The organism is Curtobacterium sp. MCSS17_011, from assembly GCF_003224275.1.
GTDB lineage: Bacteria > Actinomycetota > Actinomycetes > Actinomycetales > Microbacteriaceae > Curtobacterium.
Genome location: NZ_QKLE01000026.1, coordinates 26539 through 49657 on the forward strand (window position 1 = coordinate 26539; position 23119 = coordinate 49657).

Here is a 23119-nt window from a genome sequence, read left to right on the forward strand (position 1 = left end):
TCAGCCCGTGAAGTTCGCCGTTCCGGGCACCGGGACGGCGACCGGAGCAGTGCCCGGGTCACCCGCAGCGGCCGGGTCGGCCGTGACGGTGAGTTCGACCTGTGCGGCCTGCGCCGACGAGGCGCCGACGAGACCGACGCTGTACGCGCCGGCGGTGTTCACGAAGTCGGCCGGCAGGACGATGGTGCCGGACACGTTGCCCTCGGCGTCGGCGCGGAACGCGACCCCGGGGATCTCGGTGCCCTGGGCGCCGGTGCCGACACCGGCGCCGACGAGCTCGTTCGGGGCGAAGCCCGAGCCCTGGATGCGGACACCGGTGGTGGTCGCCTCGGTCAGGGTCGCCGTGGGGGTGAGCAGCTTCGCGGCGGCGGTGGGCTGCGGCGTGAAGTACGTCGTGGTGTCGTCGATGCGGAGCGCGGAGATCGAACCACTGGCGTCGGCGGCGAGGGCCTGGTCGTTCGCCTGGAGCGGCGCGGCGAGGCTCTTCAGCTCGGCGCCGGGCGCCTCGGCGGTCGGAGCCGGAGCACCGTCGACGGTCGGGGCGGCCGGGGTGGGCGTGTCCGTCGGGTCCGGGGTCTCGGTGGGCGGCGCGATGACCTCGCCGGCGATGTCGATGCCGACGTAGACGACGTAGCCGACGACCTGCGCGTCGGCGGCCTCGAGGTCGGCGGTGAGCGTCGTCGTCGACTCGACCTCGCCGGTCGAGGGGTCGATCCAGTTGCTGGCGCCGTCCGAGATGCCGTCGTCGCTGGTCTCGTCCGTGGCGAAGACCACGGTCTGCGCGCTGTCGTCGCCACCCTCCTGGACCGCGATGCCGAAGCTCGTCGCGCCGGTGGTCGTGGTGCTGATGCCAGCGGCGAGTGCGGGGAAGTTGCTCGCGACGACGGGCTTGTTCAGCCCACGGACCAGGCCGACGGCCTCGCCCTCGGAGACGGACAGGCCGTCCTCGTCGATCGTGGCGTGGTCGGTGATCGTGCCGCCGGCGCCCAGGTCGGTCACCGACGCCCAGTACCACTGGTCGGTCAGCGGGAAGGTCCCGGTCGGCGCGGCGGTGAAGTCGTCGGCGGAGTCGGTCCAGGTGACGATCGCCGAGGCGGCCCCGGTGGACACGCTGGCCGTCGAGACGGTGGGGACGAGGGCGGCGGTGACGCCGAGCACGGTGACGCCGACGGCGGCCGCGGTGATGCGAGAACGAAGCACGGTGTGGAGATCCATCCGGTCAGTGGACAGGGTGCATCCACTGCGACGCCCCCCGTACTGAGATGTACTCAGCACGACGAACCTATCGAACTGCTCAGGATTCCGCACCCCCCGGCTGGGGATCCGGCGACGGACCGTCGACTTCCGGCCGCCGGTCCGTCGTGCTCAGACGTCGAGGTGGTCGACCAGCTCGTCCGCCAGGCCCGTGTAGGTCGCCGGCGTCAGGTTGGTCAGCCGGGCCTTCGCGCCGTCCGAGATGTCCAGACGGTTCACGAACACGATGAGGTCCTGCTGGCTCACCCGCTTGCCCCGCGTGAGCTCCTTGAGCATCGCGTAGGGGTCCTCGATGTTCGACTGCCCGGCGGTGACCTCGGCGCGGATGACCGTCTGGATGGCCTCGGCGAGCACCTCCCAGTTGTGGTCGAGGTCGTCGGCGAGCTTGGCCTCGTTCACGGCGATCTCGCCCAGGCCGCGGCGCAGGTTGTCGAGCGCGAGCAGCGAGTGCCCGAACGCGACGCCGATGTTCCGCTGCGTGGTGGAGTCGGTCAGGTCGCGCTGCAGGCGGCTCGTCACGAGGGTCTCGGACAGCGTCGAGAAGAGCGCCGACGAGATCTCGAGGTTCGCCTCGGCGTTCTCGAACTTGATGGGGTTGATCTTGTGCGGCATGGTCGACGACCCCGTGGCACCCGCGACGGGGATCTGCGTGAAGTACCCCATCGAGATGTAGGTCCACACGTCGGTGGCCAGGTTGTGCAGGATCCGGTTGGCGTGACGCACCCGGTCGTACAGCTCGGCCTGCCAGTCGTGCGACTCGATCTGCGTGGTCAGCGGGTTCCAGGTCAGGCCGAGCCCCTCGACGAACTCGCGGGACAGTGCGGGCCAGTCGGCCTCGGGGTCCGCGGCGAGGTGCGCCGAGAAGGTGCCGGTCGCGCCGGAGAACTTGCCGAGGTACTCACTGCCCTCGATCTGGGCGAGCACGCGCTCGAGCCGGTAGACGACGACCGCGAGCTCCTTGCCGAGCGTCGTCGGGGTGGCCGGCTGACCGTGGGTGTGCGAGAGCATCGGCACGCTCTTCAGCTCGACGGCGAGCGCCCGGAGCTTCTCGAGCACGGCGCGGAACCCGGGCAGCCAGACCTGGTCGACGGTGTCCCGCACGGTCAGTGCGTAGGACAGGTTGTTGACGTCCTCGCTCGTGGCGGCGAAGTGGGTGAGCTCGGCGATCGCGTCGAGCCCGAGCTCGGACAGCCGGCGGCGCACGAAGTACTCGACGGCCTTGACGTCGTGACGGGTCGTCGCCTCGATCTCGGCGAGTTCCGCAATCTGGTCGTGGCCGAAGGTTTCGACGATCCGGCGCAGTGCGGTCTTGTCGTCGACGCTGAGCGGCGACGTGGTGAACATCGCGTGGTCGGTCAGGAAGATGAGCCACTCGACCTCGACCACGATGCGCGCGCGGTTGAGGCCGGCCTCGGAGAGGTGCTCGCCCACCGTGTGCACGATCGGGTAGTAGCGCCCGTCGAGCGGGCTGATCGGCTGCGGGGGAAGGGGGGTCATGGGGCTCCCTGACGGACTGCCGGCTCGAGCTGGTGGAAGAGCGCCCGGCAGGCCCGTTCGACGGTCGAGAGCACTCGGTCGAACTCGTGCCGGTCCGCGTAGTACGGGTCCGGCACGTCGGCCTGCTGGGGCCAGGCGGCGTCGTACCGCAACAGGAGCGTCACCTTGGCGGAGTCGTCCATGGTCGGGGCCCACGAACGCAGGATGCGCTCGTGGGAGCGGTCGAGTGCGACCACCAGGTCGAGGTCCGGGAACCGGTCCGGGTCGAACTGACGGGCGCGATGCCTGCTGCCATCGTATCCGCGTGCCGCCAGCGCTGCGATCGTGCGCTCGTCGGCGGGTTCGCCGACGTGCCAGTCACCGGTGCCGGCCGACTCCACCTGGAACCGGTCGGCCAGACCGGCGTCCGCGGCGATCTGCGCGAACACGACACCGGCCATGGGGGAGCGGCAGATGTTGCCGCTGCAGACGAACGAGACGCGGAACGGGGCGTCGACGTCCTGGGTCATGAGCACATCATGACGCAGGGCGGGGTCCTCCGCGAGATCCGCCGGGGTCACGCCCGCTGACGGTTGAGCACCGGGCGGGCGAAGAGTCCGATGAGCCAGGCGAAGACCGCGAGCACGAAGGCGCCGACGATGCCCCAGCCGAAGGAGTCCACCTCGAGCCCGAAGCCGAACGCCTCCGAGATGCCCGCGACGATGAGCAGCAGGATCGCGTTCACGACGAACGAGATGAGCCCGAGCGTGAGGATGTAGATCGGGAACGCCACGATCCTGATCAGCGTGCCGATCATCGCGTTCACGAGGCCGAACACGAACGCCACGAGCAGGAAGGTGAGCACGGTCGCGGTGGTCCCGCCGTCACCGAACGGCGTGACGGAGACGCCGCTGACGATCAGCGTGGTGAGCCAGAGCGCGAGGGCGTTGACGACGAGGCGGACGAGGAATCGCATGCGCCCATGATGCCCTCGGTTCCCCTCCCGGGTGCCGTGAAGGTGCCGGTAGCCTGAACCCGTGAGCGAGCAGCGTGTGCACATCCGGCCCGAGGTGGCCGTCCTTCCCGCGTACAAGCAGGGGCGACAGGCGTCCGACTCCGCCTTCAAGCTGTCGAGCAACGAGAACCCGTTCCCGCCGCTCCCCGGTGTCGTCGAGGCCGTGCAAGCCCAGACCTCGTACAACCGCTACCCCGACGCCACCGCCCTCGCCCTGCGCGCCGTGCTGGCCAACCGCTTCGGGCTGACCGCCGAGCAGGTGCACGTCGCCCCGGGCAGTGTCGCGATCCTGCACGAGCTCGCCCGCGCGACCTCCGGCCCCGGCGACGAGGTCGTCTACGCGTGGCGCTCGTTCGAGGCGTACCCCGGCGTCGTCACGGTCGCCGGTGCCACCAGCGTGCAGGTGCCGAACCGTGCGGACGGCGGGCACGACCTCGACGCGATGGCCGCGGCCGTCACCGAGCGCACCCGCATGGTGCTCGTCTGCTCGCCGAACAACCCGACGGGGCCGATCGTGACCGCTGCGGAGTTCGACGCGTTCATGGCGGCGGTGCCGCAGTCGGTGCTGGTCGTGCTCGACGAGGCATACGCCGAGTTCGTGACCGACGAGGCCGCCGTGCACGGCCACCCGTTGCTCGCCGCGCACCCGAACCTCGTGGTCCTCCGCACCTTCTCGAAGGCGTACGGGCTCGCCGGCCTCCGGGTGGGCTACGCGCTCGGTCCGGACTACGTGCTCGACGCCGTCCGTGCGTGCGCCATCCCGCTGTCCGTGACCGCCCAGGGCCAGGCGGCGGCGCTCGCCAGCCTGGAACGCGAGGCCGAACTGCTCGAGCGCGTGACCGAGATCGCGACCCTGCGCGACCGGATCGTCGTCGAGCTCCGGGCACAGGGTTGGGACGTCCCCGATGCCCAGGGCAACTTCCTCTGGCTGCCGACGGGCGACCGGACGGCCACCGCGGCGGCTGCGTTCGAGGACGCCGGCATCATCGTCCGGGCGTTCCCACCCGAGGGCATCCGCATCTCGATCGGCGAGCACGAAGCTGTGGAAACACTCCTCGAAACGGCCCGCTCACTTGTGGGGGACCTCCAGGTGGCCGACTAGTGCCTGGCGCTACGCTGGCCCGCATGTCATTCCGCGCCGCGGCCCCCGCGACGACCACCGTCCGGCTCCTCGACCCCCAGGGTCGGTTCGTGGAGACCGACGAGAACGCCGAGTTCGCCGCCGCCGCGCGGGCGATCCCGGACGAGACCCTGCTGGCGATGCACCGCCGCATGGTGCTCACCCGTCGGTTCGACCACGCCGGCCACAACCTCCAGCGCACCGGTCAGCTCGGCCTGTGGGTGCCCAGCCACGGGCAGGAGGCCGCGCAGACCGGCTCGGCCTTCGCCCTGCGCGCCCAGGACCACGTCTTCCCGTCCTACCGCGAGCACGCCGTCACCATGCACCGCGGCGTCAAGCCGATGGAGATCATCGCGATGTACCGCGGGCAGACCCACGGCGGGTGGGACCCGGACCAGCGTGGCAACACCCACATCTCCACCCTGGTGATCGGCTCGCAGACCCTGCACGCCACCGGGTACGCGCTCGGCCAGAAGCTCGACGGCGACGTCGGCACGGGCGACCCGGACCGCGACGCCTGCTCGATCGTCTACTTCGGCGACGGTGCCACCAGCCAGGGCGACGTGAACGAGGCCTTCGTGTTCTCCGCGTCGACCAAGGCCCCGGTCGTCTTCTTCCTGCAGAACAACCACTGGGCGATCTCGGTACCGGTGTCGGTGCAGTCACCGACGCCGCTCGTCGACCGCCCGCGCGGCTTCGGGATCCCGAGCGTCCTGATCGACGGCAACGACATCCTCGCGTCCTACACGGCGTCGGTCGTCGCGACCGAGCACGCCCGCAGCGGCCAGGGTCCGGCCTTCATCGAGGCCGACACCTACCGCATCGGTGCGCACACCAGCTCCGACGACCCGAGCCGGTACCGCGCCGACGGCGAGCTCGAGGAATGGGTCCTCCGCGACCCGATCGTCCGGTCCGAGGCGTACCTGCGTTCGAAGGGCGCGACGGACGAGCAGTTCGCCGCGTTCGACGCAGAGGGCGAGGACATCGCCGCCGACGTCCGGCGCCGCACCGTCGCGCTGACCGCACCGTCCGTCGACGTGATGTTCGACAACGTGTACCGCGAGCCGCACCCGCGGATCACCGAGCAGAAGGCCTGGCTCGCCCAGTACGAGGCCGGCTTCGAAGGGGGCGCCCACGCATGAGCACCACCGAGCAGCTCTTCGACTACACGCTCCGCGCCCACCCGGGCGCCGGCGAGGTCCCGAGCGACCCCACCCCGACCCTGCCGATGGCCAAGGCGCTCAACGCCGGGCTCGCGGCGGCGATGGAAGCGGACGACAAGGTCCTGCTGATGGGCGAGGACATCGGCCAGCTCGGCGGCGTCTTCCGCATCACCGAGGGCCTGCAGGACCGCTTCGGCGCCGAGCGCGTGCGGGACACCCCGCTCGCCGAGGCCGGCATCATCGGCACCGCGATCGGCCTCGCCCTGCGCGGCTACCGCCCGGTCGTCGAGATCCAGTTCGACGGCTTCGTGTGGCCCGGCTTCGACCAGATCACGTCGCAGCTCGCGAAGATGGCGAACCGCCTGCCGGCGCACATGTCGCTGCCGGTCGTCATCCGCATCCCCTACGGCGGGCACATCGGTGCCGTGGAGCACCACCAGGAGTCCCCGGAGGCGTACTTCGCGCACACCCCGGGCCTGCGCGTGGTCAGCCCGAGCACCCCGAACGACGCGTACTGGATGATCCAGGAGGCCATCGCGTCGAAGGACCCGGTGATCTTCCTCGAGCCGAAGTCGCGCTACTGGCCGAAGGGCCAGGTGGACCTCGTCGAGGGCCACGTCCCGATGCACACCACCCGTGTCGCGCGCACCGGTACCGAGGTCACCCTCGTCGGTCACGGCGCGATGGTCGCGACGCTGATGCAGGCTGCGGACATCGCCGAGGCCGAGGGCACCAGCTGCGAGGTCATCGACCTCCGCTCGATCTCGCCGATCGACTGGGAGCCGCTGCTCGCCTCCGTCCGCAAGACCGGTCGCCTGGTCATCGCGCAGGAAGCGTCCGGTTTCGTCAGCGTCGGCAGCGAGATCGCCGCGACCGTCGCCGAGCGGGCGTTCTACACGATGCAGGCACCGCCGCTGCGGGTGTCCGGCTTCGACGTGCCGTTCCCGGTCTCGAAGCTCGAGCACCTGCACCTGCCGGATGCCGACCGCATCCTCGAGGCCGTCGACCGCGCCCTCGCCTACTGACCCGTCCGACCGAGCTCGACCAGATCCGCGAAGGAGCCGTAGTGGCCGCCGCCGAATTCCCCCTGCCCGACGTGGGTGAAGGTCTCACCGAGGCCGAGATCGTGCAGTGGCGCGTCGCGATCGGGGACGAGATCGCCGTCGACCAGGTGCTCGTCGAGATCGAGACCGCGAAGTCGCTCGTCGAGCTGCCGTCGCCGTTCGCCGGCACCGTCACGGGACTGCTCGTGTCCGAGGGCGACACGGTCGAGGTCGGCAAGCCGATCATCCGCGTCGACTCGGACGCGTCGGTCGCGTCCGGAGCGGCCCTCACGCCCCCTGCGGAACAGCCGGGAGGCACGGCGCCCGTCGCTCAGACCGCCCCGGTCTCGCCGTTGGTCGCGTCCACGCCGCCGGTCGCTGCCGCACCGTCGGCTCCGGTCGCGCAGACCCCTCCAGCTCCCGCTCCTGCGCCGGCGCGCGCCGCTGCACCCGCGCCTGCCCCTGCTGCCGCCCCCGCACCCGCGGCGCCGGCCCAGCCGGTCGCGGTCGACGCCTCCGTCCAGGGCACGGACGAGTCCTCCGGCGCCGTCCTCGTCGGCTACGGCTCGGCGACGTCGTCGCCCTCCCGTCGCAAGCCGGGCGCGCGCCGGGCCGCAGCGCTCGCAGCCGAGGCGAGCCGCGCCTCCAGTGTGGACACCGCCGCGGCTGCCGAAGCCTCCGTCGACCCGGGCGAGGAGAGCACCGCCGAGGCGATCAGCGCCCTCGGCACGGGTTCCGCGCACAAGCAGAGCACCGCGACCAACGTGCTGGCGAAGCCGCCGATGCGGAAGCTCGCGAAGGACCTCGGCGTCGAACTGGCCGAGATCGTCGCGACCGGTCTGGCCGGCGAGGTCACCCGTGACGACGTCATCCGGCACGCGAAGCAGGCCAGCGTCTTCCGGAACATCGAGACGCCCGAGTGGGGTGAGGTCCGCAGCGAGACGATCCCGGTCAAGGGCGTCCGCAAGGCCATCGCGACCGCGATGACGACGTCCGCGTTCACGGCACCGCACGTGTCGCTGTTCGTCGACGTCGACGCGACCCACACGATGGAGTTCGTCAAGCGGCTCAAGGCCTCGCCGACGTTCGCCGGCGTGAAGGTCTCGCCGCTGCTCATCGTCGCGAAGGCCGTCATCTGGGCCGTCCGCCGGAACCGTTCGGTGAACTCGACCTGGACCGACCGCGAGATCATCGTCCACCACTTCGTGAACCTCGGCATCGCCGCGGCGACCCCCCGCGGGCTCATCGTGCCGAACATCAAGGACGCGCAGGACATGTCGCTGCTCGAGCTGGCGCAGGCCCTCGAGGAGCTCACCCTGACCGCTCGCGACGGCAAGACCACGCCGAAGCAGATGGCGAACGGCACGGTGTCGATCACCAACATCGGTGTGTTCGGCATGGACACCGGGACCCCGATCCTGAACCCGGGCGAGGTCGCGATCGTCGCGATGGGCACGATCAAGCCGAAGCCGTGGGTCGTCGACGGCGAGGTCCGCTCGCGCATGGTGACGACGATCGGTGCCTCGTTCGACCACCGGGTCGTCGACGGTGACGTGGCGTCCCGCTTCGTGCACGACGTCGCCTCGGTGCTCGAGGAGCCCGCGCTCCTGCTCGACTAGTCGCTCCGCGGGCCGGCGTCGGTCGGGGCGGTGACTTCGTGAGCAGGAATGGTCGGGTGGCTCCGTGCCACTCGACCATTCCTGCTCACCATCTGCGGGCTTCCGCAAACGTCGCGTGGTGTTCACGGGGATGTCGGTGGGTCACGGCATGATCGGTCCATGGTCCACCAGCTCCTGACCCCCTCGCAGGAGATCCGAACGGATCGCCTCCTGCTCACCCCGCTGACCCCGGCCGACATCGACCACGTGCACGCGCTCTTCTCGGACGCCCGCACGTGGCAGCACCTGCCCACCGGCCGGCACGTGGCGCGGAGCTCGAGCGTGGACATGGTGCAGCGCAAGATCGGCGGTCGTGCACGCCACGGCCTCGGGTCCTGGGCGGTCCGCAGCGCTTCCGACCACGCCTTCGTCGGTGTCGGTGGCGTCGACATGACCGCCGGTGGGGTCTGGAACCTCGGCTACCGCCTGGCGCCGACCGCCTGGGGACAGGGCTTCGCGTCCGAGATCGCCCTCGCTGCCGCCCGTGCCGCCGCCGACACCGCGCCGGATGTCCCGGTGACCGGCCGCGTGCTCACGAACAACCCTGCATCTGCAGCTGTGCTGCGTCGTGCCGGTCTGTCGCTGGTGTGGCAGGGGGCTCCCGCCCCGCAGAACCGAGCGGCCGCCGGAGTCGAGGGGCAGGTCTGGACCAATCGGCTGCTCTCCGACGAGCAGTTCGCCTGGCTCGTCGCCAACGCCTGAGCACCGGCGCCGTCCCTTCGTCACCGCGCACGTTGGTCTTCCCGGCCTGACTCGCTACTGTGATGGGAACTGGTCATGTCCGCGCATGACCACCACCCAGGACCAGCAACGGAGCACGAGGGACGCATGACGAGCCGCATCACCGAGGGTGCCGAACCGAAGCACCAGCAGTTGCGGCGCATCCTGCTCGACCTCGTCACGACGCGCCTGGCTCCCGGTGCCGCGATCCCGTCCGAACGCCAGCTCATCGCCGAGTACGGCGTCTCCCGGATCACCGTGCGTGAAGCGCTCGGGCAGCTCGTCAACGAGGGTTACCTCGAGCGCGTCCGCGGCAAGGGCACCTTCGTCGCGCACCGGCCGGTGCAGTCAACGCTGCACCTCGCGTCGTTCACCGAGGAGATGCGGGCGATGGGGCACGAGCCGACCACCGTCGTGCTCGTGCGCGAGGAACGCGTGCCGCCGGCCGACACCGCCGCGGCCCTGCGGATCGATCCGGACGTGCCGGCCTTCCACGTGAAGCGCCTGCGGATGGCCGACGGCGCCCCGGTCTCGATCGACGACGCCTGGCTCGTGGCCGACGCGTTCCCGGGCCTGCTCGACCACGACCTGTCCGGGTCGGTGTACTCGATCATCGCCACGGAGTACGGCACCCCCATCGACCGCGCGCAGCAGACCGTCGCCGCGAACCCGGCGGCCGACGACGTCGCGACGCTGCTCGGCACGAAGACCGGAGCGCCGGTGCTCGAGTTCGACCGGGTGTCGTACGCGGGGGAGCGCCCCGTGGAGCACACCCGCAGCTGGTACCGCTCGGACCGCTACCGCGTGCAGATGGAGGTCACCGCGACCCCCGCGGTCGCGTAGCGCGCCACGAACGCGAAAGCGACTGTGTGCTGCGGGTGTTTCGCAGCACACAGTCGCTCTGGCGAGGAAGAACCCCTCAGACCTCGAAGAGGGTGTCGCCGTCGAGCACCGTGGTGCCCACCGTTCCCTGGTCGACGCTGTCCGGCGTCGAGCCGAGCACGACCACGGGGCAGATCGGCGAGTACCCGGCGGCCGAGATGACCGAGGGGGTGAACCGGACGACCGGGTCTCCGGCGGTGACGGTGTCGCCCTCGGTCGCGAGGAGCTCGAAGCCCTCGCCGGAGAGCTTCACGGTGTCGATGCCGACGTGCACCAGGACGTCGGTGCCCGCGGTGCCCTGCAGCGCGAACGCGTGCGGGTGGAGCTTCACGATGGTGCCGTCGACCGGGGCCACCGCGGTGACCGCGCCCTCGACGCCCGTCGGGTCGACCGCGACGCCGGCACCGACGAGCTGCCCGGCGAACACCGGGTCGGGCACGTCGGCGAGGGCGACGACCGGTCCGCCGAACGGGGTGCGGACGACGGTCACAGTTCGTCCTGGATGTCCTGGGCGAGGTTGTCGGCGATCGTGCCGACGATGACCTGCCAACCGGTGCCGCCACCGACGACGGCCTGGGCCCCGGCGGCCTGCAGGGCAGCCTTGTCGACCAGGTCCCCGTCCTCGACCTCGACGCGGAGGCGCGTGATGCAGCCCTCGACCTCTTCGATGTTCTCGGCACCGCCGAGTGCGGCGATGATGTCGGCTGCCTTGATGTCGGCCATCGTTTCCTCCTCGTTAAGGGTTTGCGTCGCAGGTTGACACCGGACCGCTCGCGGATCAGACTACGGAACTGGTCATGACCGGACAGGACCGGACCTGGCGACACCGCCGAGGTTACCTGCGCTGGCTGCACGACTCAACTCACCCCGACAGCTCCACCCAATGACGAGAGGACCTCCGATGAGCGCCACCACTGCCACGGATGTGCCGGAGAAGAAGCCGAAGAAGAAGCAGTCCAGGTTCTTCGCGAACGCCCAGCGACTCGGACGGAGCCTGCTCCTGCCGATCGCGGTCATGCCTGCCGCGGGCATCCTGCTCCGCCTCGGCCAGTCCGACATGCTCGGTGCGATCCCCGGCTTCGAGCAGGGCGCGACCATCATCGCGGCCGCCGGACAGGCCGTGTTCACATGGCTTCCGCTGCTCTTCGCGGTCGGCATCGCGATCGGCTGGGCCAAGAAGTCCGACGGCACGACCGCGCTCGCGGCCGTCGTCGGCTACATGGTCATGTACCAGGTGTTCGCCGCCATGTCGCCGATCGTGCTCGACGGGGTGAAGGACGCCGCCGGCAACCCTGCCACCATCAACTTCGGTGTCCTCGGCGGCATCGTGATGGGTCTCGTCTCCGCCGTGCTGTGGGAGAAGTTCCACCGCACGAAGATGCCCGACTTCCTCGGGTTCTTCTCGGGTCGCCGTCTGGTGCCGATCATGACCGCAGCCGCCGGTCTCGTGATCGCGGTCCTGATGTCCTTCGTGTACCGCTACTTCGACATCGCGCTCACCGCAGCCGGTCAGGCCGTCGCGGACAACGCCGTCATCGGTGGTGGCATCTTCGGGTTCGCGAACCGCATGCTCATCCCCGTCGGCCTGCACCAGCTGCTCAACTTCTTCCCGTGGTTCCAGCTCGGCAGCTTCACCGGCGCGGACGGCCTCGCCGTGCACGGCGACGTGAACCGGTTCCTCGCTGGCGACCCGACGGCCGGCACGTTCATGACCGGCTTCTTCCCGATCATGATGTTCGCGCTGCCCGCCGGCGCCCTGGCGATCTGGCGCAACGCGAAGCCGCAGAACCGCAAGCTCGTCGGCGGCATCATGCTCTCTGCCGCCCTCACCTCGTTCGTGACCGGCATCACCGAGCCGCTCGAGTACTCGTTCATGTTCGTGGCGTTCCCGCTGTACGTCATCCACGCGGTGCTCACGGGTACCTCGCTCGCCCTGGTGAACGCCCTCGGGATCCACGACGGGTTCTCGTTCTCGGCTGGTGCGATCGACTACGTGCTGAACTTCGGCAAGGCGGACGGAGCGATCTGGCTCATCCCGATCGGCCTCGGCTACGCGGTCGTCTACTACTTCCTGTTCAGTTTCGTGATCAAGAAGTGGAACCTCCGCACGCCCGGGCGTGAAGAGGACACGATCGCCGAGAACACGATCGACGCGGCCACCAAGCCGTAGACGCGAGCGTCGTTCGAACGGGAGGCCCGGTGCCAGCTGGCACCGGGCCTCCCGTCCGTCTTCCTGTCGCGCTGAGAGCCCTCATAGCGGTTTTGACAATCGTTATCAGTAGGCGTTAGCGTCGTGCCATGCACAACCGCCTCCTCGCCCTCCCGCTCGTCGCCGGCGCCGCCGCGCTCGCCCTGACCGGGTGCGCCACCTCGTCCGCCTCGGGGGAGGCCAGCGGTGACGGCACGATCAACGTCGTCGCCTCCACCAACGTCTACGGCTCGATCGTCAAGACCATCGGTGGCGACGCCGTCACCGTGACGAGCATCCTGAGCGACCCGTCGCAGGACCCGCACTCCTTCGAGTCGAGCGCCCGCACGCAGCTCTCCGTGTCGAAGGCCGACCTGCTCATCGAGAACGGTGGCGGCTACGACGACTTCATGACGACGCTCGCGGACGCCTCGGACACCAAGGCCGACACGATCAACGTCGTGAAGCTCTCCGGGCTCGACAAGGGCGGCGACGCCGAGTTCAACGAGCACGTCTTCTACAGCTACCCCACCATGGTGAAGCTGGTCGACGCGGTCACGAAGGACCTCAGCGCGCTCGACGAGAGCGGCAAGGACGCCTTCGAGAAGAACGCCGCCACGCTCACCACCAAGCTCGAGGACCTCGAGTCCCAGACCGACGCCGTCAAGCAGCAGGACTCCGGCGACGAGGTCGCGTACACCGAGCCGGTGCCCGGGTACCTGTTCGACGCGATGGGGCTCGAGAACGAGACCCCGCCGGACTTCTCCGAGGCCATCGAGGAAGGCGACGACGTCCCGCCGGCGGCCCTCCGCGACACCCTCGCGCTGTTCACCGGCAAGCGCGTGCAGCTGCTCGCCTACAACAACCAGGCGTCGAGCCCCGAGACCGAACAGGTCCAGAAGGCGGCCGAGCAGAACGACATCCCCGTCGTCGGTGTCACGGAGACGCTCCCCGAGGGGCAGGATTACGTCTCGTGGCAGCAGGCGAACATCGACGCGGTGAAGGCAGCGCTCCAGAAGTGACGACCTCGACCGCAGCAGCGGCGACCCACGGCCCGGCGACCACCACGGTGGACGACCGGGCTGCGGCTCGTCCGGTCCTCGCGCTCCGCGACGCCGGGTTGTCCTACGGCGCCCGGAAGCTCTGGGCAGGCCTCGACCTCGACCTCGCGCCGGGGGAGTTCGTCGCGGTCCTCGGCCCGAACGGCGCCGGCAAGACCTCACTGCTCCGTACCGTCCTCGGGCAGCAGCGGCTGACGAGCGGCACGATGTCGTTCCTCGGGCAGCCGGTGCACCGCGGCCACCGGAAGATCGGCTACATCCCGCAGCAGCGTCTGATGGAGGCGGGGACGCCCCTGCGCGCGCGGGACATGATCGCCCAGGGCGTGACCGGGCATCGGTGGGGCATCCGACGTGCGTCGAAGGCGGACCGGATGCGCATCGACCGGGTCCTCGACGAGGTCGGCGCCACCGCCTTCGCGGACGCCCCCGTCGCCGAGCTCTCCGGCGGCGAGCAGCAGCGCACCCGCGTCGGGCAGGCCATCGCCGCCGACCCCGCCCTGCTGCTGTGCGACGAACCCCTCATCTCGCTCGACCTGCGGCACCAGCGCGGGATCACCGAGCTCATCGACCGCGAGCGCCGGCAGCGCGAGGCCGCCGTGCTCTTCGTGACGCACGACGTGAACCCGATCCTCGACGTCGTCGACCGGGTGCTCTACATCGCCGGGGGTCGGTTCCGGATCGGTTCGCCGGACGAGGTCCTGCGCGCCGATGTGCTGAGCGACCTGTACGGCACGCCCGTCGACGTCGTCCGCACCATGGGGCGCATCGTCATCGTCGGGGCGAACGAGGCCCACGAGCACCACCCGGGCGAGGTCGACCCGCACGCCGACCAGCCCGACGAAGGGCGGATCTGATGGACCTGCTGTCGACCGTCTTCTCGTTCCAGGACTACGGCGAGCTCCTCGTGCTCGTGCAGAACTCGATCTGGGCCGGCGCGGTGCTCGGCATCGTCGGCGGGCTCATCGGCCCGTTCGTCGTCGCCCGGAACATGCCGTTCGCCGTGCACGGCATCTCGGAGCTCTCGTTCGCCGGGGCCAGTGCCTCGCTGCTGCTCGGGGTGAACGTCGTCTCCGGCTCGCTCGTCGGGTCGGTGATCGCCGCCCTGCTCATCGGCGTCCTCGGGTCGCGTGCCCGGGAACGCAACTCGATCATCGCCGTCCTCATGCCGTTCGGGCTCGGGCTCGGCATCCTCTGCCTGGCGCTCTACAAGGGCCGGGCCGCCAACAAGTTCGGGTTGCTCACCGGGCAGATCGTCTCGGTCGACAACCCGCAGCTGACGTTCCTGATCGTGGTCGCCGCGATCGTCGTGGCGACACTGCTCGTCATCTGGCGTCCACTGATGTTCGCCTCGGTCGACCCCGACGTGGCCGCGGCCGCGGGGATCCCGGTGCGCACCCTCGCGATCGTGTTCATGCTCGTGCTCGGACTGGCCACCGCCGTGTCGGTGCAGATCGTCGGCGCCTTGCTCGTGCTGTCGCTGCTCGTCACACCGGCGGCCGCGGCGCTGCGCCTCAGCTCGCACCCGGTCGTCGTGCCGGTGCTGTCGACGGTGTTCGCGGTGACGTCGGTCGTCGGTGGCATCCTGCTCGCACTGGGCGGCGGCCTGCCGATCAGCCCCTACGTGACCACCATCTCGTTCGCGATCTGGGTGGTCTGCCGGGTCATCGGGTCGCGACGCGACAAGCGGGGACGCAACCGTGTCGCCGGCCGGGGCCAGCGTGGCGGGGACGAGCCGGGCCTCCCGGCAGGGACGACGTCGACAGCCGGTCGGAAGGAAGAGGTGCCAGCATGAACGCCGTGCAGAAGACCAAGCGGAACACGTGGCAGCGCGAAGCGGTGCGCGGCGCGCTCGACTCCACCGAGGGGTTCGTCAGCGCGCAGGCGCTGCACCAGCACCTGCGGGACGAGGGCTCGACCATCGGTCTGGCCACGGTCTACCGGGCGCTCGCCGACCTGGCCACCGAGGGCGACGCCGACTCGCTGCAGCAGGACGGCGAATCGCTGTACCGCGCGTGCACGACGGACGCGCACCACCACCACCTGATCTGCCGGAACTGCGGCCGGACCGTCGAGATCGAGGCGGACCCGGTGGAGCAGTGGGCGCAGGACGTCGCCGCCGCCAACGGGTTCACCAACGCCAGCCACGTCGTCGACATCTTCGGCGAGTGCGCCGTCTGCACGGCAGCCCGCGCGACCGCCGCCACCGACGAGTAACCTGCCCCGCATGCACGTCATCCTGGTCCCCGGGTTCTGGCTCGATGCGAGCGCGTGGGACGACGTCGTCCCGGTGCTCCGGGGAGCCGGGCACTCGGTGCAGGCGGTCACGCGTGACGGTGACACGCTCGACGAGCAGGTCGCCGCGCTGGTCGCGATCCTGGACGACGTCGCGTCCGCCGACGAGCCGGTCGTGCTCGCCGGACACTCGGGGGCCGGCCCGATCGCGTACATGGCCGCCGACCAGCGTCCGTCGCTCGTCGCGCACCTGCTCTACGTCGACACGTTCCCGGGGCCCGAGGGCGGGTGCGTCAACGACGAGCTGCCCGTGGTCGACGGGGTCGTGCCGCTGCCGTCGTGGGACATCTGGGAACCCGCCACCGTCCGGGGCATGACGCCCGAGGTCCGGCAGGACGTCGAGCACCGGGCGATCCCCGAGCCGGCCTCGGTGCCGTCCGACCGGTTCCACTACGCCGACCCCGCACGGCACACGATCCCCGCGACGATCATCACCTGCGAGATCCCCGCCGCCGAGCTGCTGGCGATGGTGGCGGACCACCAGGCCTGGGCGGCGGAGCTCGTCGCGACCGAGGAACTCTCCATCGTCGGGCTCGAGACGGGGCACTGGCCGATGTTCACGGCGCCGCGGCAGCTCGGTGAGCTGATGGTGCAGGCGCTCGCGCCCCGGCCGACACAGGCGCCGTAGGCGACACGTCGGGCGTGACGCCGAGACGGGCCGCAGCCAGCCCCGCGTAGCGTCCCGCCCGTGGACCTCGCAGCCTGGACGCAGTGGGCGGGCGCGTCCGACTACGACGTCGCCCGGTTCGTGGTGCAGCGCGGCGTCGCGGCGATCGCCTGCCTCGCCTTCCTGTCCGCCCTCGCCCAGTTCCCGGCGCTCGTCGGGGAACACGGCCTGCTCCCGGTGCCCCGGTTCATGGAGCGCCCGTACGCCCGCCGACTGCCGGTGGTCTGGCGGTGGTGGCGCTACACCGACGAACGGTTGCGGCTGCTCGCCGGCGGGGGAGCCGTGGTGTCCTTCGCCCTGGTGCTCGGGCTGCCGCAACGGGCGCCGTGGTGGGTGCCGATGCTGTGCTTCCTGCTGCTCTGGCTGGCGTACCTGTCGATCTCCGACGTCGGGCAGACCTTCTGGGCCTTCGGGTGGGAGTCCCTGCTGGTCGAGGCGCTGTTCACGGTCGCGTTCCTCGGCTCCGACGACGTCGCACCGCCCGTCATCGTGCTCGTCGCGCTGCGCTGGCTCGTGTTCCGGCTCGAGTTCGGCGCCGGGATGATCAAGATGCGCGGGGACCGCTCCTGGCGAGACCTGACCGCCCTGTACTACCACCACGAGACGCAGCCGATGCCGAACCCGGTGTCGCGGACGGCCCACCTGCTGCCCCGACCGGTGCACCGGTTCGAGACCCTCGGCAGCCACGTCGTGCAGCTGGTCGTGCCGTTCTTCCTGTTCGCGCCGCAGCCCGTGGCGTCGGTCGCCGCCGCCCTCGTCCTGCTCACCCAGCTCTGGCTGGTGGTCTCCGGCAACTTCGCCTGGCTGAACTGGATCACCCTCGTCCTGACCTTCGCCGCGATCGACGACCGGTCGGTGGCGACCGTGCTGCCCTGGTTGCACGACTCCGTCGAGGCCGGACCGTCCGCCACCCCGGTGTCGTTCGTCGCGGTGACGGTCGCGGTCGGGGTCCTGCTCGCCTGGTTGTCCTGGCCGGCCGCGAGGAACCTGGTGTCGCGACGGCAGCTCATGAACGCCTCGTTCAACCGGTGGCACCTGGCCAACGCCTACGGGGCCTTCGGCAGCGTGACGCAGCAACGCGACGAGGTGATCGTCGAGGGGACCCTGGCCGAGGACCCGTCCGACGAGGACTGGCAGCCGTACGAGTTCCGCGGCAAGCCCGGCGATCCCCGGCGTCGGCCCGGGCAGTTCGCGCCGTACCACCTGCGGCTCGACTGGTTGATGTGGTTCCTGGCCCTCGGCGCCGACGACCGGTGGTTCCGGGTGTTCGTCGTGCGGTTGCTCGAGGCCGACCGGCCCACGCTGCGGCTGCTCGCCCACGACCCGTTCGACGGCGAACCGCCGCGCTGGGTCCGTGCGCGGATGTTCCACTACCGGTTCGCCACCCGGGCCGAGCGGCGGAGGACGGGCCTGTACTGGATCCGGCGGGAGCGGTACGTGCTCATGGCGCCCGTCGGGCTCCCGCGCGGTCGTGCCGCGGGTGTTGAGGGCGACCACGCTGGTGCGTGAGCGGTCTCGTCCGGCCACCACGGGCCTCCAGGCCTGGAGGCGCGGCTTGCGACACGCCCGGTCCTCGCGTAACGTGGACCCCTGGTTCTCCGCGTCCGCGCGGCGGACCCGTTGTTCCAAGCCCTCCGACCGTCGCGAACGCCGCGGTCGCGCGGTGTCCGGCTCTCCTTCGACAGGGGATGCGGACCTGGGCGGTGCACACAACCCCCTCGCACGGCCACCCCGGTGGCAGTGCGCGTGTGCACCAGGCAAGTGAACTTGGGTGCGGCCGTCCGGTCGCACGGTACCTCAGGAGGAAACCATGGCAGCAGTGTGCCAGGTGACCGGCGCCGTTCCCGGCTTCGGTCACAACATCTCGCACTCGCACCGCCGGACGAAGCGTCGCTTCGACCCGAACGTGCAGAAGAAGACGTACTACGTGCCCTCGCTTCGTCGTAACGTCACGCTCACGCTCAGCGCGAAGGGCATCAAGGTGATCGACGCACGTGGCATCGAGTCCGTCGTCAAGGATCTCCTCGCCCGTGGGGAGAAGATCTGATGGCGAAAAAGGGTCAGGACATCCGTCCGATCATCAAGCTCCGCTCGACGGCGGGCACCGGGTTCACCTACGTGACCAAGAAGAACCGTCGGAACAACCCCGACCGACTCGTGCTGAAGAAGTACGACCCGGTGATCCGCAAGCACGTCGACTTCCGTGAGGAGCGCTAAGCATGGCGAAGAAGAGCAAGATCGCGAAGAACAACCAGCGTGCCGTCATCATCGCGCGCTACGCCGAGCGTCGTCTCGAGCTGAAGAAGGCCCTCGTGGACCCGAACGGCACCGACGAGTCGCGCGAGGCCGCCCGCGTGGGCCTGCAGAAGCTGCCCCGCGACGCATCGCCCATCCGGTACCGCAACCGTGACGCCATCGACGGCCGGCCCCGTGGCCACCTCGGTGAGTTCGGCATCAGCCGTGTCCGTTTCCGTGACATGGCCCACCGCGGCGAGCTCCCCGGCATCACGAAGAGCTCCTGGTAAGCACTCGCAGGACACGACGCCCCGTCACCTCATGGTGGCGGGGCGTTCGCTGTGTACGGGGTACATGCGAGCCGTCATTCGTCACATCTGCCCCTCCAGCACCCCTCCGGAGCCCCGACAACCCCGGAAATCCGGGCGAGTCGGCGGTTTTCACCCCCGGCGGCTGGTAGGTTCAACTCCGGTTCCGCCGGGCCCTCGGCCCACTGGCACCGTGGCACGGGGCAACCGCTCCGGGCGCCGGACGACACGTGCGTCCGACCGATACTGCAAGAAGTCCGAGGAGGACATCCATGGCTGACAAGTCACTGAACCGCACCGAGCTCGTCGCTGCCGTCGCCGCTGAGTCCGGCCAGAGCCAGGCCACCGTCAACGGCGTCGTCGACGCGCTCTTCAGCGTCGTCTCGTCGTCCGTCGCCGACGGCACGAAGGTCACGATCCCCGGTTGGATCGCCTTCGAGAAGACGCACCGCGCCGCCCGCACCGGCCGCAACCCGCAGACGGGTGACGCCATCGAGATCGCCGCGAGCGACTCGGTCAAGGTCAGCGCCGGCTCGAAGCTCAAGGCTGCGGTCAAGTAAGACTGTTCCGCGCATCGGGAGGGACGGCTCCGGCCGTCCCTTTCGTCGTTCCCGGGGCCGTCCGTCCGCGCGGGCGCTCGCTCGGCGGGTGTGCGTGCCTGCGTCCGGTGCCGCGTCCTGCCTGGAGGCCCGTGCCGGTCTGCACAGATCGGCCCGCCCCGTTCGGTGGCCGGGTGGGCACCACCTAGGCTTGACGGGTGAATCGGATCGCGCGCATCGCCGGTCCCGCCGTGCTCCTGCTCGTCGGGTTCGTGGCGCTGCTCACGGCACTGGTCATCGGCGGGGGCGCGGACCCGGCGCTCATCGCCGACCCGGGGCCCGTCGTCCGCTTCGGGCTGCCGATCGCCCGGCTCGTCGTCGACCTGTCCGCGGCCACCGCGATCGGTGGGCTCGCGCTCGCGACCATCGGGCTCTCCCGGTCCGGCTCCGAGTGGAACCGCGCGATCGACGTCGCCGCCGGGGCCAGTGGTGTCTGGACGGTCGCGTCGGCGGTCGCCACGTTCTGCACGTTCCTCAGCGTCGCCGGTTCGCGCATCAGCATCGACGAGCAGTTCGGGCAGTCGATGGGCGTGTTCCTCACCGGCACCGAGCTCGGGCTCGCCTGGCTCGTGACCGTCCTCGTCGCCGCGGCCGTCACGGTGCTCTGCTTCGCCGTCCGCTCGCGGGGCATGGTCGCCCTGACCACCGGGGTGTCGATGATCGGCCTCATCCCGCTCGCACAACAGGGCCACGCCGCCGGTACCGCGAGCCACGACGCTGCCGTGACGGCGCTGGGGCTCCACCTGGTCGGTGCGGCGCTGTGGGTCGGTGGGCTCGTCATGCTCGTGCTCCTGCGCGGGGTGCTGCGCGGTGACCGGTTGGCCGCGGTCGTGGGCCGGTACTCGAGCATCGCCCTCGGCTGCTTCGTGCTCGTCGCCGTCTCCGGCACCGCGTCGGCGCAGATCCGCGTCGGGGCGCTGGCGAACCTGTTCACCCCGTACGGCACGCTCGTCCTGGTGAAGATCGGCGCGATCGTCGCCATGGGGGTCCTCGGCGCAGTGCAGCGTCGTCGGGCCATCCGCGCCCTCACCACCTCGCCCGGACGGCAGCGGCCCTTCTGGACCCTGATCGTCGTCGAGCTCGCGGTGATGGGTGTGGCGTCGGGGTTCGCCGCGGCCCTCGGGCGGACCGCGACCCCGACCGACCAGATCGCCCTGAGCAAGACCACCGACCCGAGCCCGGCGGAGCTCCTCACCGACGACCTGCTGCCACACGCACCCGGCACCTGGGGCTGGCTGACGCAGTGGAACATCGACCTGTTCTGGCTGATGGCCGCCGTGCTGCTCGCGACGACATACGCTGCCGGCGTCGTGCGGCTGCGTCGGGGTGGCCTGCAGTGGCCGGTGCGACGCTCGATCGCCGCGGCCCTGGCGATCGTGACCCTGGTGGTCGCGACCTCGGGCTCGTTGCACCAGTACGACCGGTTCCTCGTCTCGGCGAACGTCGGCGCCCACGTGCTGCTCGGCCTGGTGGTCCCCGCCCTGGTGTGGGCGGCGGCACCCGTCGCGCTCATCCGGGCCGCTGTGCGCCCCCGGAACGACGACAGCACGGGTGTGCGCGAGTGGACGGACGTCATCGTCGAGCACCCCACGGTGCGGTACCTGGCGCAGCCGTTCCCCGCCTTCGTGCTCGCAGCGGCCCTGTGGTGGGCGTTCTTCGCCACCGACGCCGTTCGCTGGTCGGTGAGCGACCCCACCGGCCGCACCGTCAGCGACGCCGTGTTCCTGCTGGTCGGGCTGCTGGCCGTCCCGACCCTCTGCACGCCGATCCCGGCGGGGCAGCGTCGTCCGACCACGGCTGCCGCCGTCGTCCGGATCGTCGGGGCCGTGGTGATCGCGGCGGGCACGGTCTCGCTCGGGATCGCCATGCGCGGGCCGCTCGGGCTGCTGCAGGCCTCGTGGTTCGGTGCGATGGGCCGGACGTGGGGGCCGGATCCGCTCGTCGACCAGGCCCGGGCCGGCCTCGTGCTGATCATCGCCGGGGTGCTGCTCCTGGTGACCGTGGTCGTGGTGGTGCTCGTGCGGCTGCGGCGTGACGGGGGAGACCCGGTCGACGCGGCAGCCCCCAGCGCCCGGGCTGCCTTCGGGGCCGCCGCCGGCGCGACCGTCGCCGCCGAGCCCGCTGCCCGGGCCGACCAGGACGACCTGGACTTCGACGACGGCAGCGACGACCTCGAACCCTCGCCCGGGGCGGACGCCCGATGAGCATCGAGCTGAGCGACGAACAGCGCGCGGTCTTCGAGTACATCGAGCACACCCGTGACCACGTGTTCATCACCGGCCGGGCCGGCACGGGCAAGTCCACGCTGCTCAACCACCTGTCCTGGAACACCGAGAAGCAGGTCGTCATCTGCGCCCCGACGGGGGTTGCCGCGCTCAACGTCGGTGGCCAGACGATCCACTCCCTGTTCCGGCTGCCGATCGGGCTCATCGCCGACGCCGAGCTGCGGCAGGGCCCGGACACCCGCAAGCTCCTGAACACCATCGACACGCTGGTCATCGACGAGGTCTCGATGGTCAACGCCGACCTGCTCGACGCCATGGACCGCTCGCTCCGCAAGGCCCGCGGACGGCAGTTCGAGGCCTTCGGTGGCGTGCAGGTCGTGATGTTCGGCGACCCGTACCAGCTGCCCCCGGTGCCCGGCGACGCCGACGAGCGCGCCTACTTCACCGACCACTACCGGTCGATGTGGTTCTTCGACGCCAAGGTGTGGCTCGAGACCGAGCTCAACATCATCGAGCTCGCCACCGTGCACCGGCAGCGCGACGACGCCTTCGCTGCGATGCTCACCGCCGTCCGGCACGGTCGGGTCACCGCGGACATCGCCGAGCAGCTGAACACTGCCGGCGCTCGCCCGGCACCGGACGACGCCATCACCCTGGCGACCCGCAACGACACGGTGGCCCGGATCAACAAGGCGGCCCTCGAGCGGCTGCCGGGCAAGGTGAAGACCGCGAAGGCCGATGTCAACGGGGACTTCGGCGGCCGGAACTTCCCGGCCGACGAAGCCCTCGAGCTGAAGCCCGGCGCGCACGTGATGTTCCTGCGCAACGACGCCGACCAGCGCTGGGTGAACGGGACCCTGGGCATCGTGACGGCCATCCGCGACACGGTGTGGGTCGACGTCGACGGTGAGTCGTTCGAGGTTCAACCGTCGGTGTGGGAGAAGTTCAAGTACTCGTACGACCCGGACAAGAAGGAACTCAAGAAGGACACCGTCGGGGAGTTCCAGCAGTTCCCGCTCCGGCTCGCCTGGGCCGTGACCATCCACAAGTCGCAGGGCAGCACCTACGACCGGGCCGTGGTCGACCTCGGCAACCGGGTGTTCAGCGCCGGCCAGACGTACGTGGCGCTGTCACGGCTGACCTCGCTCGAGGGGTTGTTCCTCACCCGGCCGCTCCGGCCGCAGGACATCATCGTGGACCTGGACGTCCGGCG

Annotated in this window: 25 protein-coding genes; 19 read left to right on the forward strand and 6 right to left on the reverse strand. The window is 70.6% G+C overall.

Annotation, left to right across the window (positions count from 1 at the left end; all coding sequences use genetic code 11):
• From DEJ17_RS14455 to DEJ17_RS14470, 4 genes are all read right to left on the reverse strand, one after another.
• The gene (locus DEJ17_RS14455) at positions 1–1215 is read right to left on the reverse strand and encodes a hypothetical protein (protein ID WP_110894897.1); all 1215 of its coding nucleotides are present in this window, start codon (positions 1213–1215) and stop codon (positions 1–3) included.
• A 150-nt stretch (positions 1216–1365) separates the two neighbouring features.
• Positions 1366–2751, reverse strand: a complete 1386-nt coding sequence (purB, locus tag DEJ17_RS14460; protein ID WP_110894898.1) for an adenylosuccinate lyase — start codon at positions 2749–2751, stop codon at positions 1366–1368.
• Positions 2748–3260 carry a low molecular weight protein-tyrosine-phosphatase gene (locus tag DEJ17_RS14465; protein WP_017886476.1) on the reverse strand — a complete coding sequence of 171 codons (513 nt, stop codon included), beginning with the start codon at positions 3258–3260 and terminating at the stop codon, positions 2748–2750. The genes purB and DEJ17_RS14465 overlap by 4 nt, the downstream gene beginning before the upstream one ends.
• Positions 3261–3307: 47 nt before the next feature.
• The gene (locus tag DEJ17_RS14470; protein ID WP_110894899.1) at positions 3308–3706 is read right to left on the reverse strand and encodes a phage holin family protein; all 399 of its coding nucleotides are present in this window, start codon (positions 3704–3706) and stop codon (positions 3308–3310) included.
• A gap of 61 nt (positions 3707–3767) precedes the next feature.
• Here DEJ17_RS14470 and DEJ17_RS14475 point away from each other — a divergent pair, with 61 nt between their 5' ends.
• The 6 genes from DEJ17_RS14475 (at position 3768) to DEJ17_RS14500 (ending at position 10292) form a co-directional block, all read left to right on the forward strand.
• Positions 3768–4847, forward strand: coding sequence for a histidinol-phosphate transaminase (locus DEJ17_RS14475; protein ID WP_110894900.1), 1080 nt, complete (start codon positions 3768–3770; stop codon positions 4845–4847).
• Positions 4848–4870: 23 nt separating this feature from the next.
• Positions 4871–6007, forward strand: coding sequence for a thiamine pyrophosphate-dependent dehydrogenase E1 component subunit alpha (locus tag DEJ17_RS14480; protein WP_110894901.1), 1137 nt, complete (start codon positions 4871–4873; stop codon positions 6005–6007).
• 86 nt (positions 6008–6093) lie between these two features.
• A complete protein-coding gene (locus DEJ17_RS14485) occupies positions 6094–7053 on the forward strand; it encodes an alpha-ketoacid dehydrogenase subunit beta (protein ID WP_110894911.1) in 960 nt (319 codons plus the stop codon).
• Positions 7054–7094: 41 nt separating this feature from the next.
• Positions 7095–8690, forward strand: a complete 1596-nt coding sequence (locus tag DEJ17_RS14490) for a dihydrolipoamide acetyltransferase family protein (RefSeq protein WP_110894902.1) — start codon at positions 7095–7097, stop codon at positions 8688–8690.
• A 159-nt stretch (positions 8691–8849) separates the two neighbouring features.
• Positions 8850–9431, forward strand: coding sequence for a GNAT family N-acetyltransferase (locus DEJ17_RS14495; RefSeq protein ID WP_181421220.1), 582 nt, complete (start codon positions 8850–8852; stop codon positions 9429–9431).
• Between the two features lie 126 nt (positions 9432–9557).
• The gene (locus tag DEJ17_RS14500; RefSeq protein ID WP_017886466.1) at positions 9558–10292 is read left to right on the forward strand and encodes a GntR family transcriptional regulator; all 735 of its coding nucleotides are present in this window, start codon (positions 9558–9560) and stop codon (positions 10290–10292) included.
• Positions 10293–10368: 76 nt separating this feature from the next.
• Here the strand turns inward: DEJ17_RS14500 and DEJ17_RS14505 are convergent, their stop codons facing one another.
• Both DEJ17_RS14505 and DEJ17_RS14510 read right to left on the reverse strand, forming a co-directional pair.
• A complete protein-coding gene (locus DEJ17_RS14505; protein WP_110894904.1) occupies positions 10369–10821 on the reverse strand; it encodes a glucose PTS transporter subunit IIA in 453 nt (150 codons plus the stop codon).
• Positions 10818–11054 carry a PTS transporter subunit EIIB gene (locus DEJ17_RS14510; RefSeq protein ID WP_110864962.1) on the reverse strand — a complete coding sequence of 79 codons (237 nt, stop codon included), beginning with the start codon at positions 11052–11054 and terminating at the stop codon, positions 10818–10820. Before DEJ17_RS14510 ends, DEJ17_RS14505 begins: the two co-directional genes overlap by 4 nt.
• A 178-nt stretch (positions 11055–11232) precedes the next feature.
• Between DEJ17_RS14510 and DEJ17_RS14515 the strand changes: the two genes are divergently transcribed.
• From DEJ17_RS14515 to DEJ17_RS14575, 13 genes are all read left to right on the forward strand, one after another.
• Complete coding sequence (locus tag DEJ17_RS14515; RefSeq protein ID WP_110858671.1) at positions 11233–12501, forward strand: PTS transporter subunit EIIC; 1269 nt, start codon at positions 11233–11235, stop codon at positions 12499–12501.
• Between the two features lie 128 nt (positions 12502–12629).
• Complete coding sequence (locus DEJ17_RS14520; RefSeq protein ID WP_110894905.1) at positions 12630–13541, forward strand: metal ABC transporter solute-binding protein, Zn/Mn family; 912 nt, start codon at positions 12630–12632, stop codon at positions 13539–13541.
• 47 nt (positions 13542–13588) lie between these two features.
• Positions 13589–14434 (forward strand): metal ABC transporter ATP-binding protein, encoded by an 846-nt coding sequence (locus tag DEJ17_RS14525; protein ID WP_051596603.1) that lies wholly within the window; start codon positions 13589–13591, stop codon positions 14432–14434.
• Positions 14434–15372: a metal ABC transporter permease gene (locus tag DEJ17_RS14530; RefSeq protein ID WP_110894906.1), complete on the forward strand. Its 939-nt coding sequence runs from the start codon at positions 14434–14436 to the stop codon at positions 15370–15372. The genes DEJ17_RS14525 and DEJ17_RS14530 overlap by 1 nt, the downstream gene beginning before the upstream one ends.
• On the forward strand, positions 15369–15794 hold the full coding sequence (locus DEJ17_RS14535) for a Fur family transcriptional regulator (RefSeq protein ID WP_027464954.1): 426 nt from the start codon (positions 15369–15371) through the stop codon (positions 15792–15794). The genes DEJ17_RS14530 and DEJ17_RS14535 overlap by 4 nt, the downstream gene beginning before the upstream one ends.
• A 10-nt stretch (positions 15795–15804) precedes the next feature.
• Complete coding sequence (locus tag DEJ17_RS14540) at positions 15805–16500, forward strand: alpha/beta fold hydrolase (RefSeq protein ID WP_110894907.1); 696 nt, start codon at positions 15805–15807, stop codon at positions 16498–16500.
• Between the two features lie 60 nt (positions 16501–16560).
• The gene (locus DEJ17_RS14545; protein ID WP_110894908.1) at positions 16561–18048 is read left to right on the forward strand and encodes a lipase maturation factor family protein; all 1488 of its coding nucleotides are present in this window, start codon (positions 16561–16563) and stop codon (positions 18046–18048) included.
• 301 nt (positions 18049–18349) lie between these two features.
• Positions 18350–18586 (forward strand): 50S ribosomal protein L28, encoded by a 237-nt coding sequence (rpmB, locus tag DEJ17_RS14550; RefSeq protein ID WP_027464952.1) that lies wholly within the window; start codon positions 18350–18352, stop codon positions 18584–18586.
• The gene (gene rpmG, locus DEJ17_RS14555; protein WP_017886456.1) at positions 18586–18756 is read left to right on the forward strand and encodes a 50S ribosomal protein L33; all 171 of its coding nucleotides are present in this window, start codon (positions 18586–18588) and stop codon (positions 18754–18756) included. Before rpmB ends, rpmG begins: the two co-directional genes overlap by 1 nt.
• Positions 18757–18758: 2 nt before the next feature.
• A complete protein-coding gene (rpsN, locus tag DEJ17_RS14560; RefSeq protein ID WP_017886455.1) occupies positions 18759–19064 on the forward strand; it encodes a 30S ribosomal protein S14 in 306 nt (101 codons plus the stop codon).
• A 290-nt stretch (positions 19065–19354) separates the two neighbouring features.
• The gene (locus DEJ17_RS14565) at positions 19355–19642 is read left to right on the forward strand and encodes an HU family DNA-binding protein (protein WP_017886454.1); all 288 of its coding nucleotides are present in this window, start codon (positions 19355–19357) and stop codon (positions 19640–19642) included.
• Between the two features lie 197 nt (positions 19643–19839).
• Positions 19840–21885: a cytochrome c oxidase assembly protein gene (locus tag DEJ17_RS14570; RefSeq protein WP_110894909.1), complete on the forward strand. Its 2046-nt coding sequence runs from the start codon at positions 19840–19842 to the stop codon at positions 21883–21885.
• Positions 21882–23119 (forward strand): ATP-dependent RecD-like DNA helicase (locus DEJ17_RS14575; protein ID WP_110894910.1); only part of this gene is annotated, 1238 nt, incomplete at its 3' end. The genes DEJ17_RS14570 and DEJ17_RS14575, both read left to right, overlap by 4 nt.

Bases quoted from the DNA above. Each gene is read 5' to 3' on its own strand.
- DEJ17_RS14540 (WP_110894907.1), top strand. From the start codon at position 15,805: ATGCACGTCATCCTGGTCCCCGGGTTCTGGCTCGATGCGAGCGCGTGG.
- rpmG (WP_017886456.1), top strand. From the start codon at position 18,586: ATGGCGAAAAAGGGTCAGGACATCCGTCCGATCATCAAGCTCCGCTCG.
- purB (WP_110894898.1), bottom strand. From the start codon at position 2,751: ATGACCCCCCTTCCCCCGCAGCCGATCAGCCCGCTCGACGGGCGCTAC.
- DEJ17_RS14520 (WP_110894905.1), top strand. From the start codon at position 12,630: ATGCACAACCGCCTCCTCGCCCTCCCGCTCGTCGCCGGCGCCGCCGCG.
- DEJ17_RS14500 (WP_017886466.1), top strand. From the start codon at position 9,558: ATGACGAGCCGCATCACCGAGGGTGCCGAACCGAAGCACCAGCAGTTG.
- DEJ17_RS14510 (WP_110864962.1), bottom strand. From the start codon at position 11,054: ATGGCCGACATCAAGGCAGCCGACATCATCGCCGCACTCGGCGGTGCC.
- rpmB (WP_027464952.1), top strand. From the start codon at position 18,350: ATGGCAGCAGTGTGCCAGGTGACCGGCGCCGTTCCCGGCTTCGGTCAC.
- DEJ17_RS14495 (WP_181421220.1), top strand. From the start codon at position 8,850: ATGGTCCACCAGCTCCTGACCCCCTCGCAGGAGATCCGAACGGATCGC.
- DEJ17_RS14465 (WP_017886476.1), bottom strand. From the start codon at position 3,260: ATGACCCAGGACGTCGACGCCCCGTTCCGCGTCTCGTTCGTCTGCAGC.
- rpsN (WP_017886455.1), top strand. From the start codon at position 18,759: ATGGCGAAGAAGAGCAAGATCGCGAAGAACAACCAGCGTGCCGTCATC.
- DEJ17_RS14535 (WP_027464954.1), top strand. From the start codon at position 15,369: ATGAACGCCGTGCAGAAGACCAAGCGGAACACGTGGCAGCGCGAAGCG.
- DEJ17_RS14470 (WP_110894899.1), bottom strand. From the start codon at position 3,706: ATGCGATTCCTCGTCCGCCTCGTCGTCAACGCCCTCGCGCTCTGGCTC.
- DEJ17_RS14565 (WP_017886454.1), top strand. From the start codon at position 19,355: ATGGCTGACAAGTCACTGAACCGCACCGAGCTCGTCGCTGCCGTCGCC.
- DEJ17_RS14455 (WP_110894897.1), bottom strand. From the start codon at position 1,215: ATGGATCTCCACACCGTGCTTCGTTCTCGCATCACCGCGGCCGCCGTC.
- DEJ17_RS14485 (WP_110894911.1), top strand. From the start codon at position 6,094: ATGGCCAAGGCGCTCAACGCCGGGCTCGCGGCGGCGATGGAAGCGGAC.
- DEJ17_RS14480 (WP_110894901.1), top strand. From the start codon at position 4,871: ATGTCATTCCGCGCCGCGGCCCCCGCGACGACCACCGTCCGGCTCCTC.
- DEJ17_RS14515 (WP_110858671.1), top strand. From the start codon at position 11,233: ATGAGCGCCACCACTGCCACGGATGTGCCGGAGAAGAAGCCGAAGAAG.
- DEJ17_RS14530 (WP_110894906.1), top strand. From the start codon at position 14,434: ATGGACCTGCTGTCGACCGTCTTCTCGTTCCAGGACTACGGCGAGCTC.